18 protein-coding genes and 3 pseudogenes are annotated in these 24,731 nt (G+C 69.4%); 16 read left to right on the top strand and 5 right to left on the bottom strand.

What is annotated here, in order from left to right; translation table 11 throughout:
• Positions 1 to 134: 134 nt before the first annotated feature.
• Positions 135 to 809: a DUF1524 domain-containing protein gene (locus KBX63_RS27045; RefSeq protein ID WP_210916082.1), complete on the top strand. Its 675-nt coding sequence runs from the start codon at positions 135 to 137 to the stop codon at positions 807 to 809.
• Between the two features lie 50 nt (positions 810 to 859).
• Here the strand turns inward: KBX63_RS27045 and KBX63_RS27040 are convergent, their stop codons facing one another.
• Positions 860 to 1,117 carry a hypothetical protein gene (locus KBX63_RS27040; RefSeq protein WP_210916080.1) on the bottom strand — a complete coding sequence of 86 codons (258 nt, stop codon included), beginning with the start codon at positions 1,115 to 1,117 and terminating at the stop codon, positions 860 to 862.
• A gap of 83 nt (positions 1,118 to 1,200) precedes the next feature.
• Positions 1,201 to 1,434, bottom strand: a complete 234-nt coding sequence (locus tag KBX63_RS27035; protein WP_210916077.1) for a hypothetical protein — start codon at positions 1,432 to 1,434, stop codon at positions 1,201 to 1,203.
• A gap of 609 nt (positions 1,435 to 2,043) precedes the next feature.
• Between KBX63_RS27035 and KBX63_RS27030 the strand changes: the two genes are divergently transcribed.
• The 13 genes and pseudogenes from KBX63_RS27030 (at position 2,044) to KBX63_RS26970 (ending at position 19,523) form a co-directional block, all read left to right on the top strand.
• A complete protein-coding gene (locus KBX63_RS27030) occupies positions 2,044 to 2,676 on the top strand; it encodes an alpha-ketoglutarate-dependent dioxygenase AlkB (RefSeq protein WP_210916076.1) in 633 nt (210 codons plus the stop codon).
• Between the two features lie 10 nt (positions 2,677 to 2,686).
• Positions 2,687 to 3,712 (top strand): hypothetical protein, encoded by a 1,026-nt coding sequence (locus tag KBX63_RS27025; protein WP_210916075.1) that lies wholly within the window; start codon positions 2,687 to 2,689, stop codon positions 3,710 to 3,712.
• A 31-nt stretch (positions 3,713 to 3,743) separates the two neighbouring features.
• A pseudogene (locus KBX63_RS27020) lies at positions 3,744 to 4,004 on the top strand (alcohol dehydrogenase catalytic domain-containing protein); the annotation flags it as partial.
• A gap of 145 nt (positions 4,005 to 4,149) precedes the next feature.
• Positions 4,150 to 4,458 (top strand): annotated as a pseudogene (locus tag KBX63_RS27015) (transposase); the annotation flags it as partial.
• Between the two features lie 53 nt (positions 4,459 to 4,511).
• Complete coding sequence (locus tag KBX63_RS27010) at positions 4,512 to 4,838, top strand: hypothetical protein (protein WP_210916074.1); 327 nt, start codon at positions 4,512 to 4,514, stop codon at positions 4,836 to 4,838.
• Between the two features lie 18 nt (positions 4,839 to 4,856).
• Positions 4,857 to 6,170 carry a M48 family metallopeptidase gene (locus KBX63_RS27005; protein ID WP_210916073.1) on the top strand — a complete coding sequence of 438 codons (1,314 nt, stop codon included), beginning with the start codon at positions 4,857 to 4,859 and terminating at the stop codon, positions 6,168 to 6,170.
• A gap of 548 nt (positions 6,171 to 6,718) precedes the next feature.
• Entirely contained in the window at positions 6,719 to 7,846 is a 1,128-nt protein-coding gene (locus tag KBX63_RS27000) for a Gfo/Idh/MocA family protein (RefSeq protein ID WP_210916070.1), read from the top strand.
• Positions 7,843 to 9,345 (top strand): sugar ABC transporter ATP-binding protein, encoded by a 1,503-nt coding sequence (locus KBX63_RS26995; RefSeq protein WP_210916067.1) that lies wholly within the window; start codon positions 7,843 to 7,845, stop codon positions 9,343 to 9,345. The genes KBX63_RS27000 and KBX63_RS26995 overlap by 4 nt, the downstream gene beginning before the upstream one ends.
• Positions 9,342 to 10,367, top strand: a complete 1,026-nt coding sequence (locus KBX63_RS26990; RefSeq protein WP_210916064.1) for an ABC transporter permease — start codon at positions 9,342 to 9,344, stop codon at positions 10,365 to 10,367. Before KBX63_RS26995 ends, KBX63_RS26990 begins: the two co-directional genes overlap by 4 nt.
• On the top strand, positions 10,364 to 11,368 hold the full coding sequence (locus KBX63_RS26985; protein ID WP_210916061.1) for an ABC transporter permease: 1,005 nt from the start codon (positions 10,364 to 10,366) through the stop codon (positions 11,366 to 11,368). The genes KBX63_RS26990 and KBX63_RS26985 overlap by 4 nt, the downstream gene beginning before the upstream one ends.
• Positions 11,369 to 11,400: 32 nt before the next feature.
• Positions 11,401 to 12,573 carry a substrate-binding domain-containing protein gene (locus KBX63_RS26980; protein WP_210916058.1) on the top strand — a complete coding sequence of 391 codons (1,173 nt, stop codon included), beginning with the start codon at positions 11,401 to 11,403 and terminating at the stop codon, positions 12,571 to 12,573.
• Positions 12,570 to 13,421 carry a sugar phosphate isomerase/epimerase gene (locus KBX63_RS26975; protein ID WP_210916056.1) on the top strand — a complete coding sequence of 284 codons (852 nt, stop codon included), beginning with the start codon at positions 12,570 to 12,572 and terminating at the stop codon, positions 13,419 to 13,421. The genes KBX63_RS26980 and KBX63_RS26975 overlap by 4 nt, the downstream gene beginning before the upstream one ends.
• Positions 13,422 to 13,520: 99 nt before the next feature.
• Entirely contained in the window at positions 13,521 to 19,523 is a 6,003-nt protein-coding gene (locus KBX63_RS26970) for a ThuA domain-containing protein (protein WP_210916053.1), read from the top strand.
• 272 nt (positions 19,524 to 19,795) lie between these two features.
• Here KBX63_RS26970 and KBX63_RS26965 read toward each other — a convergent pair.
• The 3 genes and pseudogenes from KBX63_RS26965 to KBX63_RS26955 all read right to left on the bottom strand — a co-directional run bounded on the left by KBX63_RS26965 (position 19,796) and on the right by KBX63_RS26955 (position 23,503).
• Positions 19,796 to 20,666: pseudogene (locus tag KBX63_RS26965) on the bottom strand (IS5 family transposase).
• A 276-nt stretch (positions 20,667 to 20,942) separates the two neighbouring features.
• Positions 20,943 to 22,124, bottom strand: a complete 1,182-nt coding sequence (locus KBX63_RS26960; RefSeq protein ID WP_210916107.1) for a low temperature requirement protein A — start codon at positions 22,122 to 22,124, stop codon at positions 20,943 to 20,945.
• 809 nt (positions 22,125 to 22,933) lie between these two features.
• Positions 22,934 to 23,503: a TetR/AcrR family transcriptional regulator gene (locus KBX63_RS26955; RefSeq protein WP_210916051.1), complete on the bottom strand. Its 570-nt coding sequence runs from the start codon at positions 23,501 to 23,503 to the stop codon at positions 22,934 to 22,936.
• Between the two features lie 149 nt (positions 23,504 to 23,652).
• On the opposite strand from KBX63_RS26955, the gene KBX63_RS26950 reads away from it, so the two are divergent.
• Positions 23,653 to 23,814, top strand: a complete 162-nt coding sequence (locus tag KBX63_RS26950; protein ID WP_210916050.1) for a hypothetical protein — start codon at positions 23,653 to 23,655, stop codon at positions 23,812 to 23,814.
• Positions 23,808 to 24,446, top strand: a complete 639-nt coding sequence (locus KBX63_RS26945; RefSeq protein WP_210916049.1) for a DUF2269 domain-containing protein — start codon at positions 23,808 to 23,810, stop codon at positions 24,444 to 24,446. Before KBX63_RS26950 ends, KBX63_RS26945 begins: the two co-directional genes overlap by 7 nt.
• Positions 24,447 to 24,731 lie beyond the last annotated feature (285 nt).

Below are 24,731 nucleotides of genomic sequence, written 5' to 3'. Positions count from 1 at the left end.
CCCAGCTCGTGCCCGCACGCCAGCGAAACGCTTCGAAGCTTCGTGGATGCTTCCTCACCCCTTCACAAACACGCCCTTCGATGGCCATGATCGTCAGAGACGGTTGCCGTCCACCCAGTGCCGAGGAGGCCCCCATGCGGGTAACCCAAGTCTCAGCCCGTTTCCCACGCGTCACGCGCCACGCCGCCGCAGTCGTCCTCGCCGCGCTCGCAGGCGCCGGACTGGTCGGCGTCAGCGCGCAGCCGGCGTCGGCCACACCGCCCGGGATCCCGTCGAAGGCGACAGCCCAGTCTCAGCTCAACGCCCTGACCGTGGCGGCCCAGGGCTCCACCAGCGGCTACTCACGTGACCTGTTCCCGCACTGGATCACCATCAGCGGTAGCTGCAACACCCGCGAGCAGGTCCTCAAGCGCGATGGCACCTCCGTCGTCGTCAACAGCTCCTGCGCGGCGACCTCGGGCCGCTGGTACAGCCCGTACGACGGCGCGACGTGGACGGCCGCCTCCGACGTCGACATCGACCACGTCGTGCCCCTCGCGGAGGCGTGGCGCTCCGGCGCCAACTCCTGGACGACCAGCCGCCGGCAGAGCTTCGCCAACGACCTCACCCGTCCGCAACTGATCGCGGTGACGGACAACGTCAACCAGTCAAAGGGCGACCAGGACCCGTCGACCTGGCAGCCGTCCCTGTCGTCGTACCGGTGCACCTACAGCAAGATGTGGATAACGGTGAAGTACAGCTGGAGCCTCAAGCTGCAGTCATCCGAAAAGTCGGCGCTGCAGGGCATGCTCAACACCTGCAGTTCCTGACACAGCCCCTCGGCCGGCGGGGCGTCCTTCGGGACGCACCGCCGACCGGACTATGCCTGCTGTGGCGGAGACGATGTGCCGTCGCCGGCTTGCTTGCGCCACTGACCGCCCGCGTCAGCGGCGAGGAGGCGCTTGACCATCGCCACGGCGTCCGCCTCGGTGTCGAACTCCCAACGCAGCACCCGGCCGTTCTCGCTGTCGCCAGCGCGGGCGACGACCTGCCACCGGACCTCACGGGTCAGCCACACATCCCGGCGGCCCAAACGCCCCCAGATGCCGTTCCACCAGCGTCCCGCCACGTCCCCCACCAGCGCATTGTACAAGTGTTCGATCACAGGTGGGTGCGGGGTCGCCACCCTTCACCTGGGCCTACTGCTCGCCCTTGAGGAGGTCACTGGCCGTGGGGGACGGACCCGTCGTACCGGAATGTCGGCGGGTCGTCCTCGCCGTCACAACGGAGATAGCGGCGCTGCACAGGCTGACTGGGATGGTCACGGGCGCCGAGGTACGCGCCGGCCTGCAGCAGGAGAACGGCCTGCGGAAGGCACCCGTGCTCGTCGACCTCGATGGGGGTGATCCGGCCATCGGCGGGTCCGCCGATGAGCCATGCGTCCACCGCGGGCATCAGTGACCCACCGGAAGCCTGGCGGCGGTCGGCAACCCGGCTGCCGCGATGAGTGCGGCCGCCGCGACGCCGGCGCCAGTGACGCTAGCGAGGTAGCGCAGTGGCGCCGGCGTTGCCACGCGATGCGTTCGGCCGTGCCCGCCCCTGGTCATGGCTGCCCTCCATCCTTCAGCTGATCGATGGGACGTGGCGTTGTCCCTCCGGGTTACTTCAGCAGGGTGCAGCTCGCGGCATCAAGCATGGCGACTCATCTGTGGATAACTCAGGTGCTCGTGCCGAAGGACCGATCATGCCGAGATCCTGGGGCACCTCCCGTGGCAGAGGCATCTCCACCGGTTCGGAAACGGGCCGGAAATCAGGAGTGGGGGTTCTCAGTGGCCGCGGCCCGATGACCTGTTCAACCTCGTCATCGACCCCGCGTTCCTGTTGGTGGCGTGGGATCGGGTGCGGAGCAACGGCGATCAGGCCGCCCCGCCCGATCGTCGCCAGGTGCCGACCCGATGGGTCGAATCCCGCCTGTCCGGTCGTGCGGATTGCGACGATGGGAACGGCCAGCAGAGCAGTCGCCATCATGCACGCACATCACCGGGGGCGCAGCCGATGGGACGGATGCGGGATATCCACGAGCGACCCGCTGGTCTGACCTACCAGCCGGACGTGGTCAGCAGCGACGAGGAACGGTCGTTGCTGGCCACCGTGGCGGCGCTCGACTTCCGCGAGATCCGGATGCACGGCCAGACCGCCCGCCGCACGGTGCGGTCCTTCGGCGTCGACTACGACTTCGGATCGTTCCAGCTCACCGAGGCCGAACCGATGCCGGTCGCACTGCAGGAGGTGCGGCGGCGGTGCGCCGACCTTGCCGGGGTGGCGGAGACGAGCCTGGCCGAGGCCCTGGTCACCCGCTATCCACCCGGCTCGGTCATCGGTTGGCACCGGGACGCGCCGGTTTTCGGGCCGACCGTGGTCGGCCTGTCGCTGGGCTCCGCCTGTTTGATGCGCTTTCAACGCGGCACGGCCGAGAAACGCCGGGTGTACGAGGTGGGGCTGGCGCCACGGTCGGCGTACGTGCTGTCCGGGGCCGCCCGCTCCAGCTGGCAGCACAGTATCCCGCCGGTGCCGGAGCTGCGGTACTCGGTCACCTTCCGGCAAGTTCGCCGGGGGCAGTTAGAGGCAGTGGTGCCGAGGCCGGCGGCCTTCCCAACTCCGGCGGAACCGGCCCGGGGTGACGGACAGCACCGCTAGCGTCGGGACCATGCCCGCCCGTCCGTCCCGCTGGTCGAGGCCGCTCCGGGCGCTGGAGGCGCCGTCGTACCTGCAGGCGTTCGTCCTCTCCGGCGTGGTCACGGTGCTGGTCACCCGCGCCTTTCTCCAGGCGGCCGGCTATCCGCAACTGGGCGGCGGTGGGCTGCACATCGCGCACGTGCTCTGGGGTGGTGTCCTGATGACCGCCGGCCTGGGGGTCGCGCTGGTCTTCCTCGGTAGCGCGGCGCGGAGCCTCGGCGCGGTTCTGGGCGGGATCGGGTTCGGGCTGTTCATCGACGAGGTGGGCAAGTTCGTCACCGCCGGGACCGACTACTTCTACGCCCCGGCCGCCAGCATCATCTACGGCGCCTTCGCCCTGCTGGTGGTGATCACCCAGGCCCTCCGGGGGCGGGTCCGGCTCTCCGGCCCCGAGCGTACGGCGAACGCCCTGTACGGGGTGGTTGGTGGGCTCCGCACCGGCCTCACCGATGATCGTCGCGCGGCGGTCGCCCGGCTGGTCCGTGGGTGCGGTCCGGACGTCGAGGAGGGGGTGGCCCGGCTGCTCGACGCGGTGCCTCGACGCGAGCCACCCGGCTCCCGGTTCTGGCAGCCGTGGCTCAGGTGGGCCCGCCGGGCCGTGGTCTGGGTGGCCACCCACCGGTGGGTGGTGGCGCTGGTGGTGCTCTATCTGGTCGGCGAGCCGTTCGTGGTCGTGGGGAACGTCTTTCTGGACGCGGTCACCGGCCAGCTCGACGACCAGCGGGAATGGCGCGCGGTGCTCGGGGTCTCGGCCTCGGCGCTGATCACCGTGGTGCTCAGCATCCGTGGGGCGTCGCTGCTGCCTCGCGACCGGGTGCGGGCCTTCCGGCTGTTCAAGCTCGCGCTCCTGGTGGACCTGCTGTTCGGGCAGATCTTCAGTTTCACCGTCAACCAGTTCGGGGCGCTCTCCGCGCTCGCGGTGGACCTCTTCCTGCTCGCCGTGGTGACCGCCGAGTATCGCCGGCTCTGCCGGCAGGCTCCGTCGCCCGGCCGATGACGTCCGCTGACCATGGCGTCGGCGTGTGAGGATGCGGTTCATGCGTGCAGTGATCTTCGACGAGTTCGGTGCCCGACCCGAGGTCCGGGACGTCCCGGACCCTGTCCCACCGTCTGGGGGCGCGGTCATCCGCGTCGAGGCGACCGGGTTGTGTCGCAGTGACTGGCAGGGCTGGCAGGGACACGATCCCGACATCCGCCTGCCACACGTGCCCGGCCACGAGTTCGCCGGCGTCGTCACGGAGGTCGACGCCGGCGTACGCGGCTGGCGGCGCGGCGACCGGGTCACCGCGCAATTCGTCTGCGCATGTGGGCAGTGCCCGGCCTGCGTCGCGGGCGACCACGCTCGTACTCAAAATCAGACCAGTCGATGTATCGGTCGTCGTTGTTCTCCACAGGCCAGTAGGCGCCGGGCGCGTCGGCGAGGTCGTCGGCGCGGCGGTGATCCGCCTGTGGGACGATGCCTGGGCGGAATTCATCCCCTTCCTCCACTACGACGTGGAGATCCGCAAAGTCATCTGCTCCACGAACGCGATCGAATCGTTGAACGCCCGTTTCCGGCGGGCGGTCAAGGCCCGCGGCCACTTCCCCGACGAGCAGGCCGCGTTGAAGTGTCTGTATCTGGTGACCCGGTCCCTGGACCCCACCGGAGACGGCAGAACCCGATGGACGATGCGCTGGAAACCCGCGTTGAACCCCTTCGCCACCACCTTCAGCGACCGCTTCCCAGCCGCTGAAACCTACTAACCAAGATCGCCGGAAACACCGTTAGCGAGACAGCCCCCATCGTGCACCGGATCATGATCAAGGCACTGGGCGACCTCTGGGTCAACGTCGACGGTTTCCAGCGGCGGGAACTCCAGCAGATCGCCGAAGTGCTCACCGTCGATGTTCCAGTTGAGGTAGACCATCACCGCGTACCGGCCGTTGTGCTGTGGCTCGATGGCGATCCAGCGGATGCTCGATGTTCGCCGTGGACGGTGGGGCCGAGGACCTGCTCGATTGCGGCCGGCTTCGGCCACTCTGCCCTCGGCGGCAAACCACTCATCAGCTGCGTCATCAAAGGATCCCTACAGCTAACGAGCGCTCAGGGGCGCCCGAGCCCGGGCACGCACGCCTGTCACTGAGATCTACACTCCACCCTCGTGCCGACGAAGACGACGACGCCAAGCAGATGTCCGGCCTGTGCCCACGACCTGATCCTGCTGGAGGCGAGGGCGCTCTCCTGGTGCCCTGCCTGTCGGTGGAACCTGGACGTGTACGACCCGGCCCTGGCTCCCTGGCGCGGCACCAGGATGATCGGTCGGTGGGGGTTCCGGCGGGGGCTGGAAATCGATCGGGCGACGCATGAGCAGTTGCTGGCCGACCCGGAGGCCCGCCCCGTTGGGACGTCGTCGGGTGAGGTCTGGCTGTTGGCGGTCTCCGTGGTGCTGGCCCTGCTGGGGGTGGCGGCGGTGGGCTACCTGGTCTGGCTCGTCGTGGCCAGCGGCCTGCCGCCGGGGGTCCGGCTGGCCCTGGCGATCCCCGCTGTGCTCGTCCTGCTGCTGGTCAAGCCGTCGTTCGGGCGGGTGCCCAAGTATGGCGTGATCACCGAGCGCGAGGCCCCGCAGTTGCACCGTCTGGTGCGGGAGGTCGCCGATGCCGCCGGGACACCGGTTCCGGACGTGATCTGTGCAGACCTGAGCCTCAACGCTGGTGTCGCCCGGCTGGGTTGGCGCCAGCGGTCGGTGCTCGTCATCGGGATCCCCCTGTGGGTGATGCTGCCGCGGCCGGCTCGGGCTTCGCTTCTGGCCCACGAACTGGGTCACCTCGCCAACGGCGATCCACTTCGGGTACGGAGGACGCTCCTGGCGAGGACTTTCGGCACCCGGGCAGTAGCGGCCACCGGTGGGCGAAATCCCTGGCGGCGGGCCGTTCGCGCGGCTGACTCGCTGGCCGAGCAGGGGAGGGGGACGGTCGTCCTGCTCGGGATGATCGTGCATGGAATCGTCGCTCTGGCCAATGTCGCCGGCGCGACCGCGCAGCTGCTCGTCGACAGCGTGGCGATGCCCGACAGCCGCCGCGCCGAGTACCGGGCCGATCTGGTCGCCCGCCGGGTCGCTGGCAGCGCGCCCTTCCTCCGATCCTCCGAGACGGTCCTGCTCGCCGGCCGGATCTGGCAGGACTTGTGGCATCTGGCGCCGCGCATCGACGGTGAAGAGTTGGAGGCGATGGCTGCCGAAGCCCGGGAACGCGTGGCCGCCCACCTGCCGCTGGCCCGTCAGCTCAGCCGGCGAACCACCGACCTGTGGAGTACCCACCCGGGCGAAGACCAGCGGATGCGGCTGATCGAGGCCCTGCCTGGCGTCGACGGAGCTCTCTGCGTCGATGACATCCGTTGGGCCGAGATCGACACTGAACTCGCGCCGTGGCGCCGCGCCGCACACAACTCCCTCCTCGGAACCCGGGACCGGTTCTGAGGAGCTTGCGCACCCGGGCAGGCCCGGGGGTGCTCGGTCCGAGCCTGGGCGGGTGATGTCCGTCAATGCGGCCCAGCCGGGCTGACGGGGGTCATCTGGGCGTGAGCTGTAGGTCGCCATGAACGACGATCATGGACTTGTGGTCGACCTCGCCCCCCGTCACCACCGAATGTGAGACAGGGCCGTTAGATATCCACAGACCCCTCTGTGCTTGAAGTAGATCGTGGCCGAAGACCGGATCGCCGGTGGGCTCGGGTCAGAACCGCCATGAGCTGATGCGGGTGATGGGCCTGGCGGGAGGAGATGGCGACGTCGATGCGGCGCGGTCGTTGCCTTCCACGGCGACGCGGTAGCGGTAGTCGGCGCCGCCGGCAGCTTCCAACTCGTCGCGAGCTGCGTGGGGGCAAGGGCGTTGGGCCCGGGCCCGGTCCATCCTCAACCACGTGGTGCTCCGTCGGTCCGGGCTTTCGTCATCAACCGTCTAACTATCCGCAATGGTGGCGTGACTTTTGGTTGACTAGTGCAAAAGTCGTCGCTACGGTCGACGCATGTCTATGGCCGACCTGGCAGCGACACCCGATGAGCTCGAATCCAATCAGCAGACAGTGCGCGTGGCGGTTGTCGGCGCCGGATTCATGGGGCAGGTGCACGCGGAGGCGGCCCGGCGTGCCGGGGCACGTGTCGTCGCCGCAGTGGCGTCACGCTCCGACGGCGCCGCCGCCGCGGCTCGCGCCGTCGGCGCCGACGAGGGCTATCCGGACCTGGCGACCCTGCTCGACAATGCCCAGATCGACGTGCTCCACGTGTGTACGCCCAACGCGTCGCACGCCCTCGTCGTCGCCGCCGCGCTCTCCGCCGGCGTGCACGTCGTCTGCGAGAAACCGCTCGCCACCGGGAGCGTAGAGGCCGCAGCGCTGGTGCAGGCGGCCGGAGCTCGGGTTGCCACGGTGCCGTTCGTCTACCGCTTCCACCCGTTGGTGCGTGAGTTGCGGGCGCGGCTTGCCGCCGGTGAGGCCGGCCACCTCGCCAGCGTCACCGGCAGCTACCTGCAGGACTGGCTGTCCCGCCCATCCGACGACGACTGGCGGATCGACGCGGCGCTCGGCGGGCCGTCGCGGGCGTTCGCGGACATCGGCTCGCACTGGTGCGACCTGTTCGAATTCGTGGCCGGCGATCGGATCGCCCGCCTGTCCGCCCGCACCGCCGTCGTGCACGAGCGCGCACGCCACGCCGGCGCCCCGACCGAGGACCTTGCCGCCGTGCAGTTCACCACCGCCGCGGGCACGCTGGGCACGCTGGTGGTGTCGCAGGTCGCCGCGGGCCGTAAGAACCGGCTGCACCTGGAGCTCTCCGGCACCGAGGCGAGTTTCGGCTTCGACCAGGAGGATCCGGAGCGGCTGTGGATCGGCCGGCGTGCGGGCGGCCAGACGTTACTGCGTGATCCCGCGACGTTGCACCCCTCCGCCGCCCGCTACGTCCGGCTGCCCGCCGGGCACGCCCAGGGCTACCAGGACTGCTTCGACGCGTTCGTCGCCGACACCTACCGGGCGGTGCGCGGCGAGGACGTTCCCGACGGCCTGCCCACGTTCACCGACGGTCTGCGCGCCACCCGCATCACCGATGCGGTGCTGGCCTCCGCGGCTGCGGACGGCGCCTGGACCGAGGTGCCGACATGACCGCCCGCGCCACGACGAACGTGCGGTTGACCGGGATCAACAAGTCCTTCCTCGGCGTATCGGTGCTGCACGGCGTGGACCTGGAGCTGCGCGGCGGGGAGGTGCACGCGGTGATGGGCGAGAACGGCGCGGGCAAGTCCACGCTGCTCAAGGTGCTGGCCGGGGTGCATCGGCCGGACGGCGGCACCATCGAGGTCGACGGCGCAGCGGTGTCCTTCGCCGGCCCCAGCGACGCGCAGCGGGCCGGCATCGCGATCATCCACCAGGAGTTCACCCTGCTGCCGCACCGCAGCGTCGCCGAGAACGTCTACCTCGGCCGCGAGCCCGTGCGCAGGATGCAGGTCGACCGGCGGCGCATGGTGGCCGACACCCGCGAGCTGCTGGACTGGCTCGGCGAGGACGGGATCGATCCGGATGACGCGGTGTCGTCGCTGTCGGTCGCCCAGCGGCAGGTCGTCGAGATCGTCAAGGCGTTGTCGACGAACGCCCGGGTGCTGGGCATGGACGAGCCGACCGCCGCGCTCGCCGATCACGAGGTCGCGCTGCTCTATGACCTGGTGCGCCGGCTGCGCGAGCGCGGCATCGCCATCCTCTACGTCTCGCATCGCATGCGCGAGGTCTTCGACCTCTCCGACCGGATCACCGTGCTCAAGGACGGCCGGTTCGTCACCTGCGCCCCGACGGGGGAGCTGACCTCGGAGAACCTCGTCCGGCACATGGTGGGGCGCGACCTGGGCGAGTACTACCCGGACCGGGCCACCCCGGACGACCTCGGGCCGGTGCGCCTCGCGTTACGCGGCGCCGGCAACGACCGGGTCCGCGACCTGACCATCGAGGTACGCGCCGGGGAGATCGTCGGGCTGGCGGGGTTGCAGGGGTCCGGTCGCTCCGCTGTCGCCCGTGCGGTTTTCGGTGTCGAGCCGTTCACGCGCGGGGTGATGGAGGTGGACGGTACGCCGCGGCGGGTGACCCGGCCGCGCACCGCCGTACGCCTCGGGATCGCGCTGGTCACCGAGGACCGCAAGGGCGATGGGCTGGCGCTTCGCCAGTCTGTACGGGACAACACGTTGCTGGTGCGCCGTGCCGCGCTGCGCGGCGCGCGGTCGCGCGCCCGGTCGGACCTGCCGGGGCTGCTGGACATGGTGGCCGTGGTGGCCCGCGGCGAGCACCAGGAGGTGCGCTTCCTGTCCGGCGGCAACCAGCAGAAGGTGGTTCTCGCCAAGTGGCTGGCCGTCGATCCGGGGGTGCTCGTCGTCGACGAGCCGACGCGTGGCATCGACGTCGGCGCGAAGCGGGCCGTGCACGAGTTGCTGCGCGATCTCGCGAGGCGGGGCGTGGCCGTGCTGATGATCTCCTCGGAGCTTCCCGAGCTGATCGGCATGAGTGACCGGATCCTCGTCATGCACGACGGCGGGCCGGCCGGTGAGCTGCCCGCCGGAGCGAGCGAGGGCGCGGTGATGGCGCTCGCCACCGGACACCGGGTCGGTGAGGTGGCATGAGCACGCTTCAGGAGAACATCTCCCCGGCCCGGCAGAGCGCCGTCAGGCCGGCGGTGCGCCGGCGGTTCACCCCGGTCGTCATCGTCTACCTCGCGCTCGTCACGCTGCTCGTCGTCGGCAGTGTCCTCGTCGGGCTGCGGGGCGAGGTCCTGCTCGACCAAGCCGGCATCCTCAACATCCTCACCCGGGCCACCGCGCTCGGCGTCGTCGCCGTCGGCCAGACAATGGTGATCCTCACCGGATCCCTCGATCTGTCCGTCGCCTACCTGATCGGCCTCACCTCGCTGCTCGCGGCGGAGACGATGGCCGGGCGGGAGAGCATGGTCCTGCCCGGCGTGCTGCTCGCGCTCGCCGTAGCCGCCGGCGTCGGTCTGGTCAACGGTCTGATCATCACGGTCCTGAGGGCCAACGCGTTCATCGCCACACTCGGCGTGGCGCTGATCCTGCGGGGCTACCTCGAGAACACCTACACCGGCCCGGCCGGCGACGTTCCCCGCGGCTTCCAGCACCTCGGCTACGACCGGATCGGGCCGGTGCCGGTCGCGGCGCTGCTCATGCTGGCCGTGGTCGCGCTCGCCTGGTGGTACCTGACGCGGACCCGTCCCGGCTACCACATCTACGCCGTCGGTGGTGACACGGAGGTGGCCCGACTCTCCGGAGTGCCGACCCGCCGGGTCGTCATCACCGCGCACGTGCTGTGCTCGGTCGCCGCCGGCCTCACCGGGATCTACCTCGCCAGTCGACTCGGATCGGGCGCCCCGTACGTCGGCACCGACGCCGGCTACGACCTGGAGTCGATCGCCGCCGTCGTGCTCGGCGGAACGCTGCTCGCCGGCGGCCGGGGCGGCGTCGTCGGCACCCTCGGCGGCGTCCTCATCCTGGCCACCCTGGACACGATCTTCGACGACCTCGAGGTCGACCCGTTCTTCAAGAACGTGGTGCGCGGTGTCGTCCTCGTGACCGCGGTCGCGCTCTACGCCCGTCGCATGATGGCCGATCGCGCCCGCCGGAGGTTCACGTGACCTGGCGTCCACGCCTGGCCGAGGGCACCGCGCCGGTGCTCGTCGTCCTGCTCCTGCTGCTCGTCGGTCTGGCCATCGCCGGCCCGGCCTACGACGGGCCCGCCGGCTACCTGGCGCTGCTCAAGCGGGCTGCGCCGCTGATGATCCTCGCGATCGGGCAGTACTTCGTCATCGTCTCCGGCGGGTTCGACCTGTCGGTCGGCGCCCTGGTGACCGCCGGGGTGGTCATCGCGGCCCGCCTCATCGACGGCAGCGAGTCCGCGACGACGTGGGTGATCCTCGTCGTGCTGGGGTTCGGCCTGTTGGTCGGCCTGGTCAACGGGCTCGTCACGACGAAGCTCCTGGTGCCGTCGTTCATCGTCACCCTCGGCATGCTGCTCGTGCTCGACGGCGCGACCTTCCTGTGGACCGGCGGCGCTCCCCGGGGTGCGCTGTCCACAGGCTTCCGGACGTTCGGGCGGGGCGCCTTGGACGTTCCGGTGCTCGGCGAGGTCCCCTGGTCGGTGCTGATCCTGCTGGCCATTCTGGTTGCCGCGGCGCTGTTCATGCGCAGCGGCACCGGCCGGGCGTTGGTGGCGGTCGGCGACAACGACGCCGCCGTACGGCTCTCCGGCGGTCAGGTCGACCGGCTCCGGTTGCTCGCGTTCGTCCTGTCCGGCCTGCTCGCCGCGATCGCCGCGATCCTGTTCGGTGGCTTCGCCGGCGTCTCGGCGCAGGTCGGCGAGGGCCTGGAATTCCGTGCGATCACCGCGGTCGTGCTGGGTGGCGTACTCCTCGGCGGCGGGCGCGGGTCGGTCGTCGCGGCCGCCGCCGGCGCGCTCTCCCTGGAGGCGCTCTTCACGCTGCTGAACCTGCTCGGCGTGAGCGGCGCCCTCGAGTCGGCCGTCCAGGGCGTGATCATCATCGCCGCCGTCGCGTACGCCGCTCTCGGCGGTGGCCTGCGGCAACGGCTGCGGCTGTGGCCGAAACACCGAAACAGCGTGCAACCCGTTTCCTCCTGACGTCCCCTCGACTGGTAAGGAGATCGAAGACAATGACGAGAAGATGGGCCCTGGTGGCCGCGGCGGGGATGCTCGCCCTCGCCGGCTGTTCGAGCGATCTGCCCGACGAGCCCTCGAGCGGCGGATCACCCAGCTCCGACAGCCCCAAGTCGGAGTTCTTCGACCAGGCCGAGTACGACCGTCAGCTCGCCTTCCGTAACGCCACACCGCAGGGCCCGAACGGCAAGCCGTGGGAGCAGATGCTCGAGCCGCAGATGGCCGACACGGCGAAGTTCGCCAAGCCGGGCGGGAAATACACCCTCTGCTTCTCCAACGCCGCCGTGAACAACCCGTGGCGGCAGGTGGGCTTCAAGACCATGCAGCAGGAGGTGAAGCTGCACCCGGAGATCACCGACTTCGTCGTGTTGGACGCGGAGGCCAAGGACGACAAGCAGGTCAGCGACATTCAGTCGCTGTCCGGTCGCAACTGCTCCGCGATCATCATCTCGCCGAACACCACCGCCACCCTGACGCCCGCCGTCGAGCAGGCGTGCGGCACCGGCGTACCCGTGATCGTGTTCGACCGGGGCGTCAACACCACCTGCCCGGTCACCTTCATCCATCCCATCGGCGGGTTCGCCTTCGGCGCCGACGGCGCCGAGTTTCTCAAGGAGAAGGTCAAGCCCGGCGGCAAGATCCTCGCCCTGCGCATCCTGCCCGGCGTGGACGTGCTCGAGCAGCGGTGGGCGGCCGCCAACGAGATCTTCGGTGGCACCGAACTCGACGTGGTCGGGGTGGAGTTCACCGACGGTGACGCAGCCAAGACCAAGAGCATCGTGTCCGACTACATCCAGCGTGAAGGGAAGATCGACGGTGTGTGGATGGACGCCGGCGCGACTGCCGTCGCCGCGGCCGAGGCGTTCCAGGACGCCGGCGTCGACGTGCCCGCCATCGTCGGTGAGGACCAGCAGGACTTCCTGCGGCTCTGGGTCGACGAGGGCCTGAACGCGATCGCGCCGACCTACCCCACCTACCAGTGGCGTACCCCCGTCGTCGCCGCCGTGAAGATCCTCAAGGGCGAGCAGGTGCCGAAGGAGTGGGTGCTGCCGCAGCCGCGGATCACCAGCGACAACGTCCGGGAGTACGTCAAGCAGGACATGCCGCCGCTGCACTACGCGATGTGCGGCTGCGAGGGTATGCCGGGCTACCCAGGGCCGTGGAAGTGACCGGACGTCCGCTCGGGGTCAACACCTGGGTGTGGACCTCGCCGCTGACCGACGCGGCCTTGGCCGCCCTCGCGGCCAAGGTCGCGGGGTGGGGCTTCGACGTGCTCGAACTCCCCGTCGAGAACCCGGGGGACTGGGACCCGAAGCAGGCCGCCCAGGTGCTCGCCGACCACGGCCTCGGTGCCACCGTCTGCCTCGTCATGCCACCCGGCCGTGAACTCGTCGCGGCGGACGAGGCCACCGTCCGGTCCACCCAGGACTACTTGCGCACGGTGGTGGACGTCGCCGCGACGGTCGGCTCACCGGTGATCGCCGGACCGGCGTACACGTCGGTCGGCCGCACCTGGCGGCTGTCCCCGGCCGAGCGGGCCGCGGCCTACGCTCAGCTGCGGGAGAACCTCGCCCCGGTCGTCGTGCACGCCGGTGCGGCCGGGGTCACGGTGGGCGTCGAGCCGCTCAACCGCTACGAGACAAGCTTGCTCAACACCGTCGGCCAGACCGTCGAGGCGATCGGCGACCTGCCGCACTGCGGGGTCGCGCTCGACCTCTACCACCAGAACATCGAGGAGACCGACATCCGGGCGGCGATCCGCGCGGCCGCCGGCCGAGTGGCACATGTCCAGGTCTGCGGCAACGACCGGGGCACACCCGGCACCGACCACCTGGACTGGCCGGCCATCATCGCCGCGATCGACGAGACCGGCTACACCGGCCCGCTGTGCATCGAGTCGTTCACCGCGGAGAACGCAACGATCGCCACCGCCGCCTCCATCTGGCGACCGCTCGCCGACAGCCAGGACGCGATCGCCGTGGACGGCCTGACGTTCCTGCGGGCGGTGATGCCGTAGATCCGACAAACCCGCGCTCCGTACAGCCCGACGGCGCCGGCACGCCGCCTGGTCACGACAGCATCAGTTCCTCGCGCGTCCCAGGAGGTTCCGCACCCCATGAACGTGACCCGGCGTCCCCGATGGGGACGGCTACTCGCGATGTCGATCGCCGCCGCGCTCGCGATGTCCATGATCAACCCGGCGCCGGCGGCTGCCCACCCGGGCGCCCACGGCGATGCCCACGTGCTGATCTTCACCAAGACCACCCAGTTCCGGCACACCGAGGCGATCGAGCAGGGCGTTCCCGTCCTGCAGGCCGCCTTCGCCGACGCCGGCATCACCTCCGAGCACACCGAGGACTCGTCGATCTTCAACGACGAGGACCTCGCGCACTTCGACGCTCTGGTGATGTTCCAGGCCTCCGGAGACCCGTGGACCGCCGACCAGAAGGCGGCCATGGAGCGGTACATGCAGGCCGGCCACGGCATCGTCTCCATCCATAACGCGACCGACATGCGCGGGAACTACGCGTGGTGGGACAGCATGATCGGCACGCTGATGCCCGGCCACGCCGCCACCGGCAGCAGCCCCGGCCTGCCAGGCACCGTCCGCGTCGAGGACCACGCCCACCCGTCGACCAGTCACCTGCCGCAGCGCTGGCAGCGCGCCGACGAGTGGTACAACTACGCGCTCAACGTCCGCGGCGATGCACACGTGCTCGCCACGATGGACGAGACAACGTACGACCCGGGCGGCAACGCCATGGGCTACGACCACCCGATCTCCTGGTGCAAGCCGTACGACGGCGGCCGCGCCTGGATGACCGGCATGGGCCACTTCGGCGCGCACTACACCGGCGAGGCGCAGCTCGTGCAGCACATCACCGGCGGTGTGAAGTGGGCGGCCGGCACGGTTCAGGGTGACTGCGGCGGGACGACGTGGGACAAGTTTGAGCGCGTGCCGCTGGACCAGAACACCAGCGCCCCGTACGCCATGGACGTCGCGCCGGACGGCCGGGCGTTCTACACCGAGCTCGTCCGCGGCGAGATTCGGGTATACGACCCGCGTACCCGGACCACGTCGACCGCCATCACCATCCCGGTGTACTCCGGCGGCGAAGACGGCCTGCTGGGCATCGCGCTCGACCCGAACTTCGCGGAAAACGGCCATCTCTACATCTACTACTCGCCGGCAAGTAGCGACGACACGAACCCGGCCAACTTCGTCAACCGGCTGTCCCGGCTGACCGTCGGCGAGGGCTCCCAAATCGACCGGGCCAGCGAGAAGGTGCTGCTGGAGGTGCCCGCGCGACGGCTGCCCGACGAGCCAGGGCACACCGGCGGCGGCTTGGACTTCGGCCTCGACGGCAACCTGTACCTCGGCGTGGGCGACGACGTGAACCCGCACTCCGAGCCGTCCGGCGGCTACGCGCCCCTGTCTGAGCGGGACGGCACCTTCCACGACGCGCGGGAAACCTCGGCCAACACCAACGACCTGCGCGGCAAGATCCTGCGGATCCACCCGGAGCCGGACGGCACCTACACCATCCCCGAGGGCAACATGTTCCCGCCGGGCACCGAGAAGACTCGCCTGGAGATCTACGCGATGGGCTTCCGCAACCCATTCCGATTCTCGATCGACCCGCAGACCGGTGCCCTGGGCATGGCCGACTACTCACCGGACAACGGCAGCGACAACCCCGACCGCGGTCCCGCGGGCATCGCCGAGTGGAACCTCATCACCGAGCCCGGCTTCTACGGCTGGCCGCTGTGCATGGGCAACAACGAACCGTTCCGGGACGTCGACTACCGCACCAACCCGGTCACGGTGGGCGCGTACTTCGACTGCGCCAACCCGGTCAACGACTCGATCCGCAACACCGGCCTCGCGCAGTTGCCGGCGGCGAAGCCGGCCAAGATGTGGTACGGCTACCAGCGGTCCTCGGTGCCGTCGGTCATCCCGCAGGGCGGTGGCCTCGCGCCGATGGGCGGGCCGTTCTACCAGTACGACCCGGAGCTGGAGTCGGACACGAAGTTCCCGGCGTACTACGACGGCAAGCCGTTCTTCTACGAGTGGTCTCGCAACAAGATGTACTCGATCATCCCGACCGACAACGGGAACGTGGAGAAGGTCAACCCGTTCCTGCCGCAGGAGCAGTTCCTCGCGCCGATCGACTCGAAGTTCGGCCCCGAGGGCTCCCTGTACGTGCTCGACTGGGGTGGCGGCTTCGGCCGCGACAACCCCAACTCGGGCCTGTACCGCATCGACTACATCTCCGGCTCGCGCTCGCCCGAGGCGAAGGTCACGGCCACGCCGGACTCCGGGCCCGCGCCAATTGAGGTGCGCTTTGACGGTGGGCCGTCGTCCGACCCGGAGGGTGAGCCGCTGACGTACGCGTGGGACTTCGACGGCAACGGCACGGTCGACTCGACTGACCGGGCGCCGACCCACACGTACACCGACAACGGCGTCTACAACCCGCGGCTCACGGTGACCGACCCGCACGGCAAGACCGGCACCACGACGGTGCCGATCACGGCCGGCAATAAGCGGCCCGAGGTGCGTTTCGAGCTGCCGCCGACCGGCGCGTTCTTCGACTTCGGTGATGAGATCAGCTGGAACCTGAAGGTCACCGACGCCGAGGACACCCAGATCGACGACGCCGACGTGGTCATCCAACCGGCGCTCGGCCACGACGAGCACGCCCACCCCGCCGAACCGCTGCACGGGCGGACCGGCACGGTGGCCGCCTCGCTGGGCGGCGGGCACAGCGACGACATGAACGTCTTCTACGCCCTCGACGGCCGCTACACCGACTCCGGCGGCCCCGGCGGCATCCCGCCGCTCACCGGGTCGGACACCACCCTGCTCTTCTCGAAGCAGCGGGAGGCGGAGTTCTTCGAGGCCTCCCAGGGCGTCACCGTGGCGCCGTCGCGGGACGTGGAGGGCCACGCCAACGCCATCACCGGCCAGAACGGTGCCTGGGCGTCGTACGACCCGGTGAACCTGCGCGGCGTCGACAAGCTGGTCCTGCGCGTCAGCGCGGCCGGCGCGGGCACCGTCGAGCTGCGCCGCGGCGCACCCGACGGCGCCCTTCTTGGCGCCGCCCAGGTGCCGGCGACCACCGCCGGCGGCTACGTGGACGTACCGGTCGCCGTCACCGACCCGGGCGAGACGTTCGTCCTGTACGCGGTGTTCCCCGGCGCGGGGGAGCGGCGGCTGAACTTCATCGAGGCCGACGGCAAGGGCGTCTCACCGACGAGCAAGCCGAAGGTCACGGTGACCGCCCCGACTCCGGATGACGAACTGGAGCCTGGGGCGATCCAGGTCACCGCCGACGCGAGCGACGCGGAGAACACGATCACGAAGGTCGAGTTCTTCGCCGGCGACACCTCGATCGGCACCGACACCACGGCGCCGTACGCGCTCACCTGGAATGCCACGACCGAGCAGCGCTACCGGCTGACCGCGGTCGCCACCAACGACATGGGCACCAGCAGCACCTCCCGCATCGTCGAGGTGGAGGTCGGCGACCTGTACGGCGACTGGCAGACCTTCAGCAACACCAACGCCACGTACGACCGGCCGGACACCGACACCTGGGTGATCAACTCCGGCGGCGGGAACATGTGGCAGGGCACCGACCAGTACGGCTCGGTGTACCTCCCGGCCGCCGCCGGCAACCAGTGGACCGCCACGGTGAAGATCGAACGGCAGACCAACTCCAACCCCTCCGCCAAGGCCGGGCTCATCGTCCGCAACGACGTCACCCAGCCCGGCACCTCGCCCGGCTACGCGGCGATGACGATGCGGGCCGGACTCGGCTTCGAGTGGCTGCGCGACACCGACGGCAACGGGCAGCTTGACGCCAGCACCGGCGTCAGCACCACGAACTACCCGGCATGGGTGCGGATCGTGCGCGACGGCAACCAGTACTACGGCTACTGGAGCAAGGACGGCGTGACCTTCACCGGGGTCGGCGACCCGGTGACGCTGCCCGGCGCGGTGAGCCCGCAGGACATCGGGCTCGCGGTGACCGCACACAGCATGTCGGCCACCAGCGAGGCGGAGTTCTCCGGGTTCAGCCTGGTGGACGAGGTGATTCATCCCGGGCCGGATCCCGAGCCCGAGCCGGGACCGGGGTGCGTCGTCAAGGGCTCGGACACCTTCGACGGCACGGCGCTCGCCACCACCCGCTGGACGGTGGTGCGCAACGCGCCGAACATGCCGGTGCGGGTAGCGGAGGGAGCCCTGGCGCTGCCGGTGACCAACGGTGACATCAACGAGGATACGACCGGCCCGATCAGCTACGTCGGCCAGCCGGCACGGGCCGGTGCCTGGACGGTCGAGACGAAGGTGGCGATCGAACACAGCCGGGAGTGGCAGCGCGCCGGGTTGCTGATGCACGGCAGCGACAACGACTACGTGAAGGTGGCTTTCACCCGTAACTCGTCCGGCGGTCGGATCCTCGAGTTCCAGACGGAATCGGCAGGCACCCGCAGATGGCATGCCACCGTGGAGGTGCCCGCCGACTTCCCGGAGGCCGTCCACCTGCGGTTGGTCAGCGACGGGTCGAAGCTGACCGCCGCGTACTCGACCGACGGCAGCACCTGGACCGCGATGGCCGGCGAAGCTACGGTGATTCCGAGCGCCACGATCGGCCTGATGGCCGCCGGCGACACGGCGGCCACCGCGGTCGACGCGGTGTTCGACCACTTCACCGTCACACCCGACTCGACCGACGACGGCGTGCGCGGGCCGACCGACGAGTTCGACGGCGACGCGCTCGACGGCTGCCGGTGGGACGCCGTGGTGCGCTACGACTCGTCAAAGGCCGCGGTGACCGACGGCCAGCTGCGCATCGAGACGCAGTCGGGCGACATCAACGGCGGCAACACGCAAGCGCCGCGCAACTTCATCCTCCAGGACCTGCCCGATGGCGACTGGACGATCCAGACCCGGTTGACGCCGACGATGCTGCACCGTTGGCAGCTGGCCGGGTTCCTGGTGTATGCCGATGACGACAACTACGTGAAGTTCGACGTGGTGGCGACGAACGCCAGTGGCTCGCCGACCGATCTACGGGCCGAACTGGTCTCCGAGCGCAACGGGGAGTTCGGCAACGGCGGCAACCTGTCGATCGACGTCGCCGAGGCGACCGAGAGCGGCTGGTACGACCTGCGGCTGAAGCGGACCGGGAACGCCTACTCGGCCGAGATCAGCGACGGCGGGGTCAACTGGACCTCGCTGGGTGACCCGGTGACCAACGACGCCGCGATGACGTCGGTCGGTCTGCTCGCGCTCGGCCCGGAGCAGGTGTCGCCGGTGACGGTGGCGTTCGACTACTTCCGGGTGGTCGACACCACGCCGCCAACGGTGTCGGTGACGGTCGACCCGGCCGCGCCGAACGGCGAGGACGGCTGGTACGTCTCGCCGGTCACCGTGTCGGCCACCGGGACGGACAACCGCACCGGCCCGGTCGGCATCTCCTACGCCGTCGGCGACGGCGAGTGGGCCGACTACCGGGAACCGGTGAAGGTGACCGCGGACGGCACGCACGAGCTGCGGTTCCGGGCCGTCGACGAGGCGGGCAACACCTCGCCGGAGTCAGCCGTGACGCTGCGGGTCGACTCGACGGCACCCGTGGTGTCGTTCGACGGGGTGACGGACGGCGGCTCCTACCAGCTGGGCAAGATGTTGCCGATCTCCGCATCGGCGAAGGACCCAGCATCTGGCGTCGCGTCTGTCGTCGTACGGCTCGACGGCGAACCGGTCACGGCGGCGGTCGCGCCGACCGCCGGCACCCACCAGGTAACCGCGGTCGCGACCGACAAGGCGGGCAATGAAGTCGAGTCGACGGCGTCGTTCGAGGTGTTCGCGACGTTTGCGAACACCGAGGCACTCATCGACCGGTACCGCGCGGAGGGGCTGATCCTGCCCCACCGGGAGGCTGCCCTGAAGAGCCAGCTCAAGGTGGCCGAGCGCATGGCGAAGGCCGGGCAGAAGCCGCCGGCCGAAGCCGCACTCGACCGGTTCGCGACGTTCGCCCGTACCGTCGCCGACGAGCAGGCACGCACCCAGTTGCTTGCGGCCGGCACCTACCTGCGAGCCCACCTGTGAGGAGATGACGGCGAGCCGGTGCCGGCCGGCTCCCGACCGGTGCCGGGGCGCGCGTGGCGTGCTCCGGCACTCGGTTTCGCGGCGAGGTGGACGACGTCAAGCCCGCCAGCACGGATCTGCGTGTCGGGCAGTCGGTGTGCAGGAAACCGACGCGTGGGCGGCGCGGCGCGTGGCCCTTTCGACCCGTCGCCGGCACTGCGCCGGGTCCGCGGTGTGCCGGGCAGGGTTCTGCCAGCTGGTCGGCGCGGCAGCGGTCTTAGAGGGCGTCTGATTCACGTATTTTGCGAGTGATGTGATCTTGAGGTGTCTCGCCAGGTTGGGGTGGTTTCGTCGGGGACCCGTTTGGTGAGGTTGTCGATCATCGCGAGGCGGATCATGCTGGCAGAGTTGTCGGGTAGGGCTTCGTAGTCACGGGCGAGGCGCCGGTGCAGCATGATCCAAGCCGAGGGTGCGTTCGATGACCCATCGGCGTTTGACCACTGAGAATCCTTTGATGTGCGGGTCTTTGGCGACGACCTCGACGTCGATGCCGAGGGTGGCGCCGTGTTCGATGACCTTGTTCTTGAAGCCGGCGTCGACTCAGGTCTTGGCCAGGGCGGGATGCGCGGCTTTGGCCTGGTCGAGGAGGTCGATGCCGATCGCGTTGTCGCTGGCGCTGGCGCTGGTCGCGGTGACGATGACGGCGAGGAGCAGACCGAGGGTGTCGGTGACGATGCCGCGCTTGCGTCCGACGATCTTCTTGCCGGCGTCGATGCCCTGGCTGGCCAGTGGCGCGTTGGTGGAGGTTTTCACGCTCTGGGTGTCGATCACGCCGGCCGAGGGCTGAGCGGCGCGTCCAGCCTTGGCGCGAGCCAGGCCGGTGAGCTCGTAGTTGAGCTGGGTGAAGATGCCATCGCCTGTCCAGGCGGTGAAGTAGCCGTAGACGGTCTGCCAGGGCGGGAAGTCATGCGGCAGATAGCGCCACGTGATGCCGGTGCGGTTGACGTAGAGGATCGCGTCGAAGATCTCTCGCAGGTCGTAGGTGGGTTTGCGTCCTCCGACGCCAGCATCAGTGCGAGCCTGGCGCCAGGCGTCCAGTCGTGGTGCAATCAGTGCCCAGCGGGCGTCGGAAAGGTCGGAAGGGTAGGCAGGTCGTTCGGCCATACACCCTGTCTACTAAGGACGTCAGACTGGATCGCACTTGAGGCCCGCTGATTTCCGAACTTTGTGAACCAGACACGATCCGCGGATCAAAGCAGGGCATCTCGCATCGGCATAAATCAGGTGAACCTGATCCCAGTGGTGATAATTCGGCCCTGCCGACGCCTCGCCAACCAGGCCCACGAAAGCAGCAATACGTAGCGGGAACGATCAAAACACCCAGTCAGGTCTCAGGACGTTCGTGACAGAGGAGTCTCGGAACGTGGGTGACACTTCCGGCTAGCGGGGCGGTGACGGCGGTTCGGGTGGGTGTCCTCGGGCGCGGGCTGTATCGGATAGGGCGATCGCGGCCAGGACGAGAGCAGCGGCGATGGCGATCACCAGCGGCGGCGTCCGGATCATCGCCGGTGAGATGGCGGCGAGGACCAGGACACCGATCAGCCGGTTGCGGGACACGCGGGCGAAGACCGCGTACTCGAAGATGCCGCGCCCGGCCAGGAACAGCGCGGGCCCGCCGAGGATCATGGCGATCCAGATCGGCTCTGCGTGTCCGAACGGGTGGGCGAGGACGTGATCGACGCAGTTGGCGGTGATGACGATGCCGGCCACCATGATCGGGTGGGAGTAGGTTGCCGAGATGCTGAGGCGGAGCGGATCGGGGGCGGCCGCGATGGCTTCCGACAGCAGCTGCCCAGCGCGGTAGATATAGATTCGCCACAACAGCACGGTGGTAGTGAAATACACCAAGGCTGCAACGCTGTGCTCGGCCCCGAAGCCAGTGGTGCCGAACGCCAGACCCGTGACCAGGATCAACTCGCCGAGCGCAATGATGAAGAACTGCCGGAAGCGCTCGGCCAAGTGCTCGCCCAGGATCGCAAGCTCCGATCGCGCAAGGCGACCCAACCCCGGTGTGGGCAAGCGGAGTGCGGTCGCCGTGTAGTCGATGGCCACCGCCAGCGTCCACAGCGCCAGACGCGCCGTATCGTGCGCGATGGCTCCCGCGATCCATGGCACGGCGGACACGCCGTACCAGAAGAATTGCCGCAGGAAGGCGCGCTGCGCCTGGTGGCCGCGCAGCAGGAGCACGAGGACGACGCTGGCGCCAATCCGAATGGCGACGTACGCGCCCGCGAAGAATAGGCCTCGCTTGCCGAACGCCTCCGGCGTCGCGGCGGCCATCACCAGGACGCCAAGCATGGACGCGATGACCAGCAGCTGTATCGGCGGTCGTTGCGGATCGAACCTGTCGGTTGTCCCCGCAACGCGGGACCAGACCCACCACAGGGCCAGCAGCAACACCAGCGTCTGGAAGGTGCCGATCCACGTCAGATTCTGCAGCAGCCCCTGCGTGAGCCGGAAGAGCGCGAGGACGAACACCAGGTCGAAGAACAAGTCCAGGAACGTTGCCTGCTGCGGCTGCCCGGGTCTCCGCAGCAGCCCGCCCGCCCTACTGGTCGCCATAGGTTCGCCCGCTTCTGCCGTCATTGTCGCTTTGAAGCAGTACCACGCTGCGGGCTCTGGTGGATGCGGATGTGCTGCCATGGCCTGGGTCGAGTGGCGGCGTTCTACAGGGGGGTGTCAGCCAGGTCCTGATACCGATCCGTCACGCAGGTCCTGAGACCGGACACCACGCCGTTCGTTTGTGATCAAGGCGGCCCGCTTCGCAGGCCGCTCGCACCGCCGAACCTGGGCCGGGCTGGTGGCCCGCCGCCGGGCCTCTGGCCTTCGGCCGCCAGCGAGTCGGTTCCAGCCCGCCGGCGGCGCGACATACGACGAAGCCCCGGGTCGCCATGGGTGTTGGCAGATCCGGGGCTTCAATGTGAAGGTGACGACCAGGGCGTGCCTCCGGTGGGGTGCTCAGGCACTCCGGGATGGTAAGTGCCATCCCGACAGCCTCCGTCCGGGCAGAGCCGAGCGGGCAGTGCCTGCCCGGTCAAGGTCGTTCAGCCGTAGGGTGCTCCACCTTGACCGGGCAGGCCCCACCCACTACACGGTGTGCGGACGAAGGCCGAGGGATGGCTGGGGGCAGGACGCTGTCGGATCGGCGACGAAGGTAAGACGTTCACGTTCTGCATCCATGTCGGTACGCTCATGGCGTCGCGTAGCAAGTCGAAGCTGTGGCAGTACTGGGGCTATGGCGTTCTGGCAGTGCTCCTTCTGTCGCTTGGTAACGCGAGGTTTGGTCCCGCCGTCTACCTGGTACTGCTGGGCACGACCGTCCGGTGGCCGGCGTCCTTGAATCGCCGCGGGGGCTTAACGCCGCGCTCGGTTCAGGGCGTGGACTGCATCCCGTCGATGGTGAGCGTGACGAGCCGATCAGCGGCACCGTCTGCGGTGAGGATGTTGGCCGCGGCTAGGGCGTGCAGGGCGAAGGCGGCGAGTTCGTCGGGGGTGATGTCGTCGCGGACGGTTCTGGCCTGGACTGCGTCGGCGATCACTTCGCTCAGGAGTTCGCGTAGTTGCCGGTGGGCGGCGTTGACGTGTTCGGTGCGGTGCAGTTCTGCCGCGACGGTGCTGTCGTGAGTGTGGCGTGACATCCGCGCGTAGGCGTGCAGGACGGCGTGCAGCCGCGCTGTCGGGTCGCTTGCGTTGTCGCGGACCTCGATCAGGCGCGTGAGGTGCTGGTGGACCTGGCGTTCGTGCCAGGCGAGCAGGACCGCCTCGACATCGGGGAAGTACTTGTAGAGGGTGGCCCGCCCGATGCCGGTGTTCCCGGCGATGCGGGACATGGTCAGCGCGGTCAGCCCGTGCTCAGCGATCAATGCTGCGGCGGCATCCAGCACCGCGTCACGTACCGCGGCGCGGTGCGCCTCAATCGTGTCGTTCCACAGCTTTGGCACGACCCAACTATACGCACCGACGATAGCGTGACATGCTGTCTTGCAACCAAGACATGATGTATCGAAAAAGTCGGGCGGGCGGTTCGGCTTCGGAGAGGCGGGAGAGGCGGATGGCGGACAGGTCGAGCGGCGATGGGAGTCGGTCGGGTATGCCGCGTTGGGTGGTCGTGCTCGCGGTGGTGGGGCTGGTTCTGCTGGCCCTGTTCGTGATCGTCCAGTTGACGGGGTGGGGCGGGCATCATGGCCCGGGCCGGCACGTGCCGGGTGGCCTGCCCGCGACCGCGGAGCAGGCGTTGGCGGGCAGGTGGTGAAGGTTTGGCCGGGCGCGCGCAAGGCGGCGCTGACCGCGCATGTGGCCGCCTCGGTGGGCTGGTTCGGCGCGGTCGTGGTGTTTCTCGTCCTCGCGGTCGTTGCGGTGGGCGGTCGAGATGTCGCGCTGGTGCGGGCCTGTTATGTCGCATTGGACCTGGTGGCACGGTTGGTGGTGGTGCCGTTCGCGGTTGCGTCGGTGGTCACTGGGCTGGTGTCGTCGTGGGTTAGCCCGTGGGGATTGGTGCGGCACTGGTGGGTGGTGGTGAAGTTGGTGGTGACTCTTGCGGCGACGGGGGTGTTGCTGTTGCAGGTGGCGCCGACCGGCGCGCTCGCCGACGTCGCTGTGGGCACCGGCTTCCCGAACAGGTTGTGGAGCGAGGCCCGCGCGTCGCTGGTGGTGCATGCCGCCGGCGGGCTGCTGGTGTTGCTCGCCATGACGGTGCTGGCCGTCTTCAAGCCGCGCGGTGTGACTCGGTATGGCGCGCGCCGCCGCGCGGTTCCGACATTCGGGTATACCCCAGGCGTGGGAACGGATGTCCTGTCTGGCATGGGGCACCGCCCCGCGCTGGCAGCGGAGGGCTCGGCAGCAACCGGCGGGCGGCCTGAGCATGATCGGCGCGCGGGCGGGTAGCGGCAGCGCAGCCCGGCACCTCATCAGATTTGTGAGACACCTATGCGAGCACAACCATGTCGAGGTTCGAGACCTACCCGAAGTTGGTCAACCTCGACCAGGCGGAGCTCGGCCGCGGTGATCGAGCGGTCGCAGGCGGCAGGCAGGCGTGCACCGCCCGCGCGGACGCCCACGTGCGCAGGGCCGTGGCCGCCGAGTCGACCACGTGTTGCGCCAACGTGTGCGCGTTACCGCCCGGGTGCTGTCGGGCCGCACCGGCTACGACGCGACCATCACCCGCGGCCT

Source organism: Micromonospora sp. U21 (assembly GCF_018070045.1).
Lineage (GTDB): Bacteria > Actinomycetota > Actinomycetes > Mycobacteriales > Micromonosporaceae > Micromonospora.
This window is presented reverse-complemented; position numbering and strand designations above follow the sequence as displayed.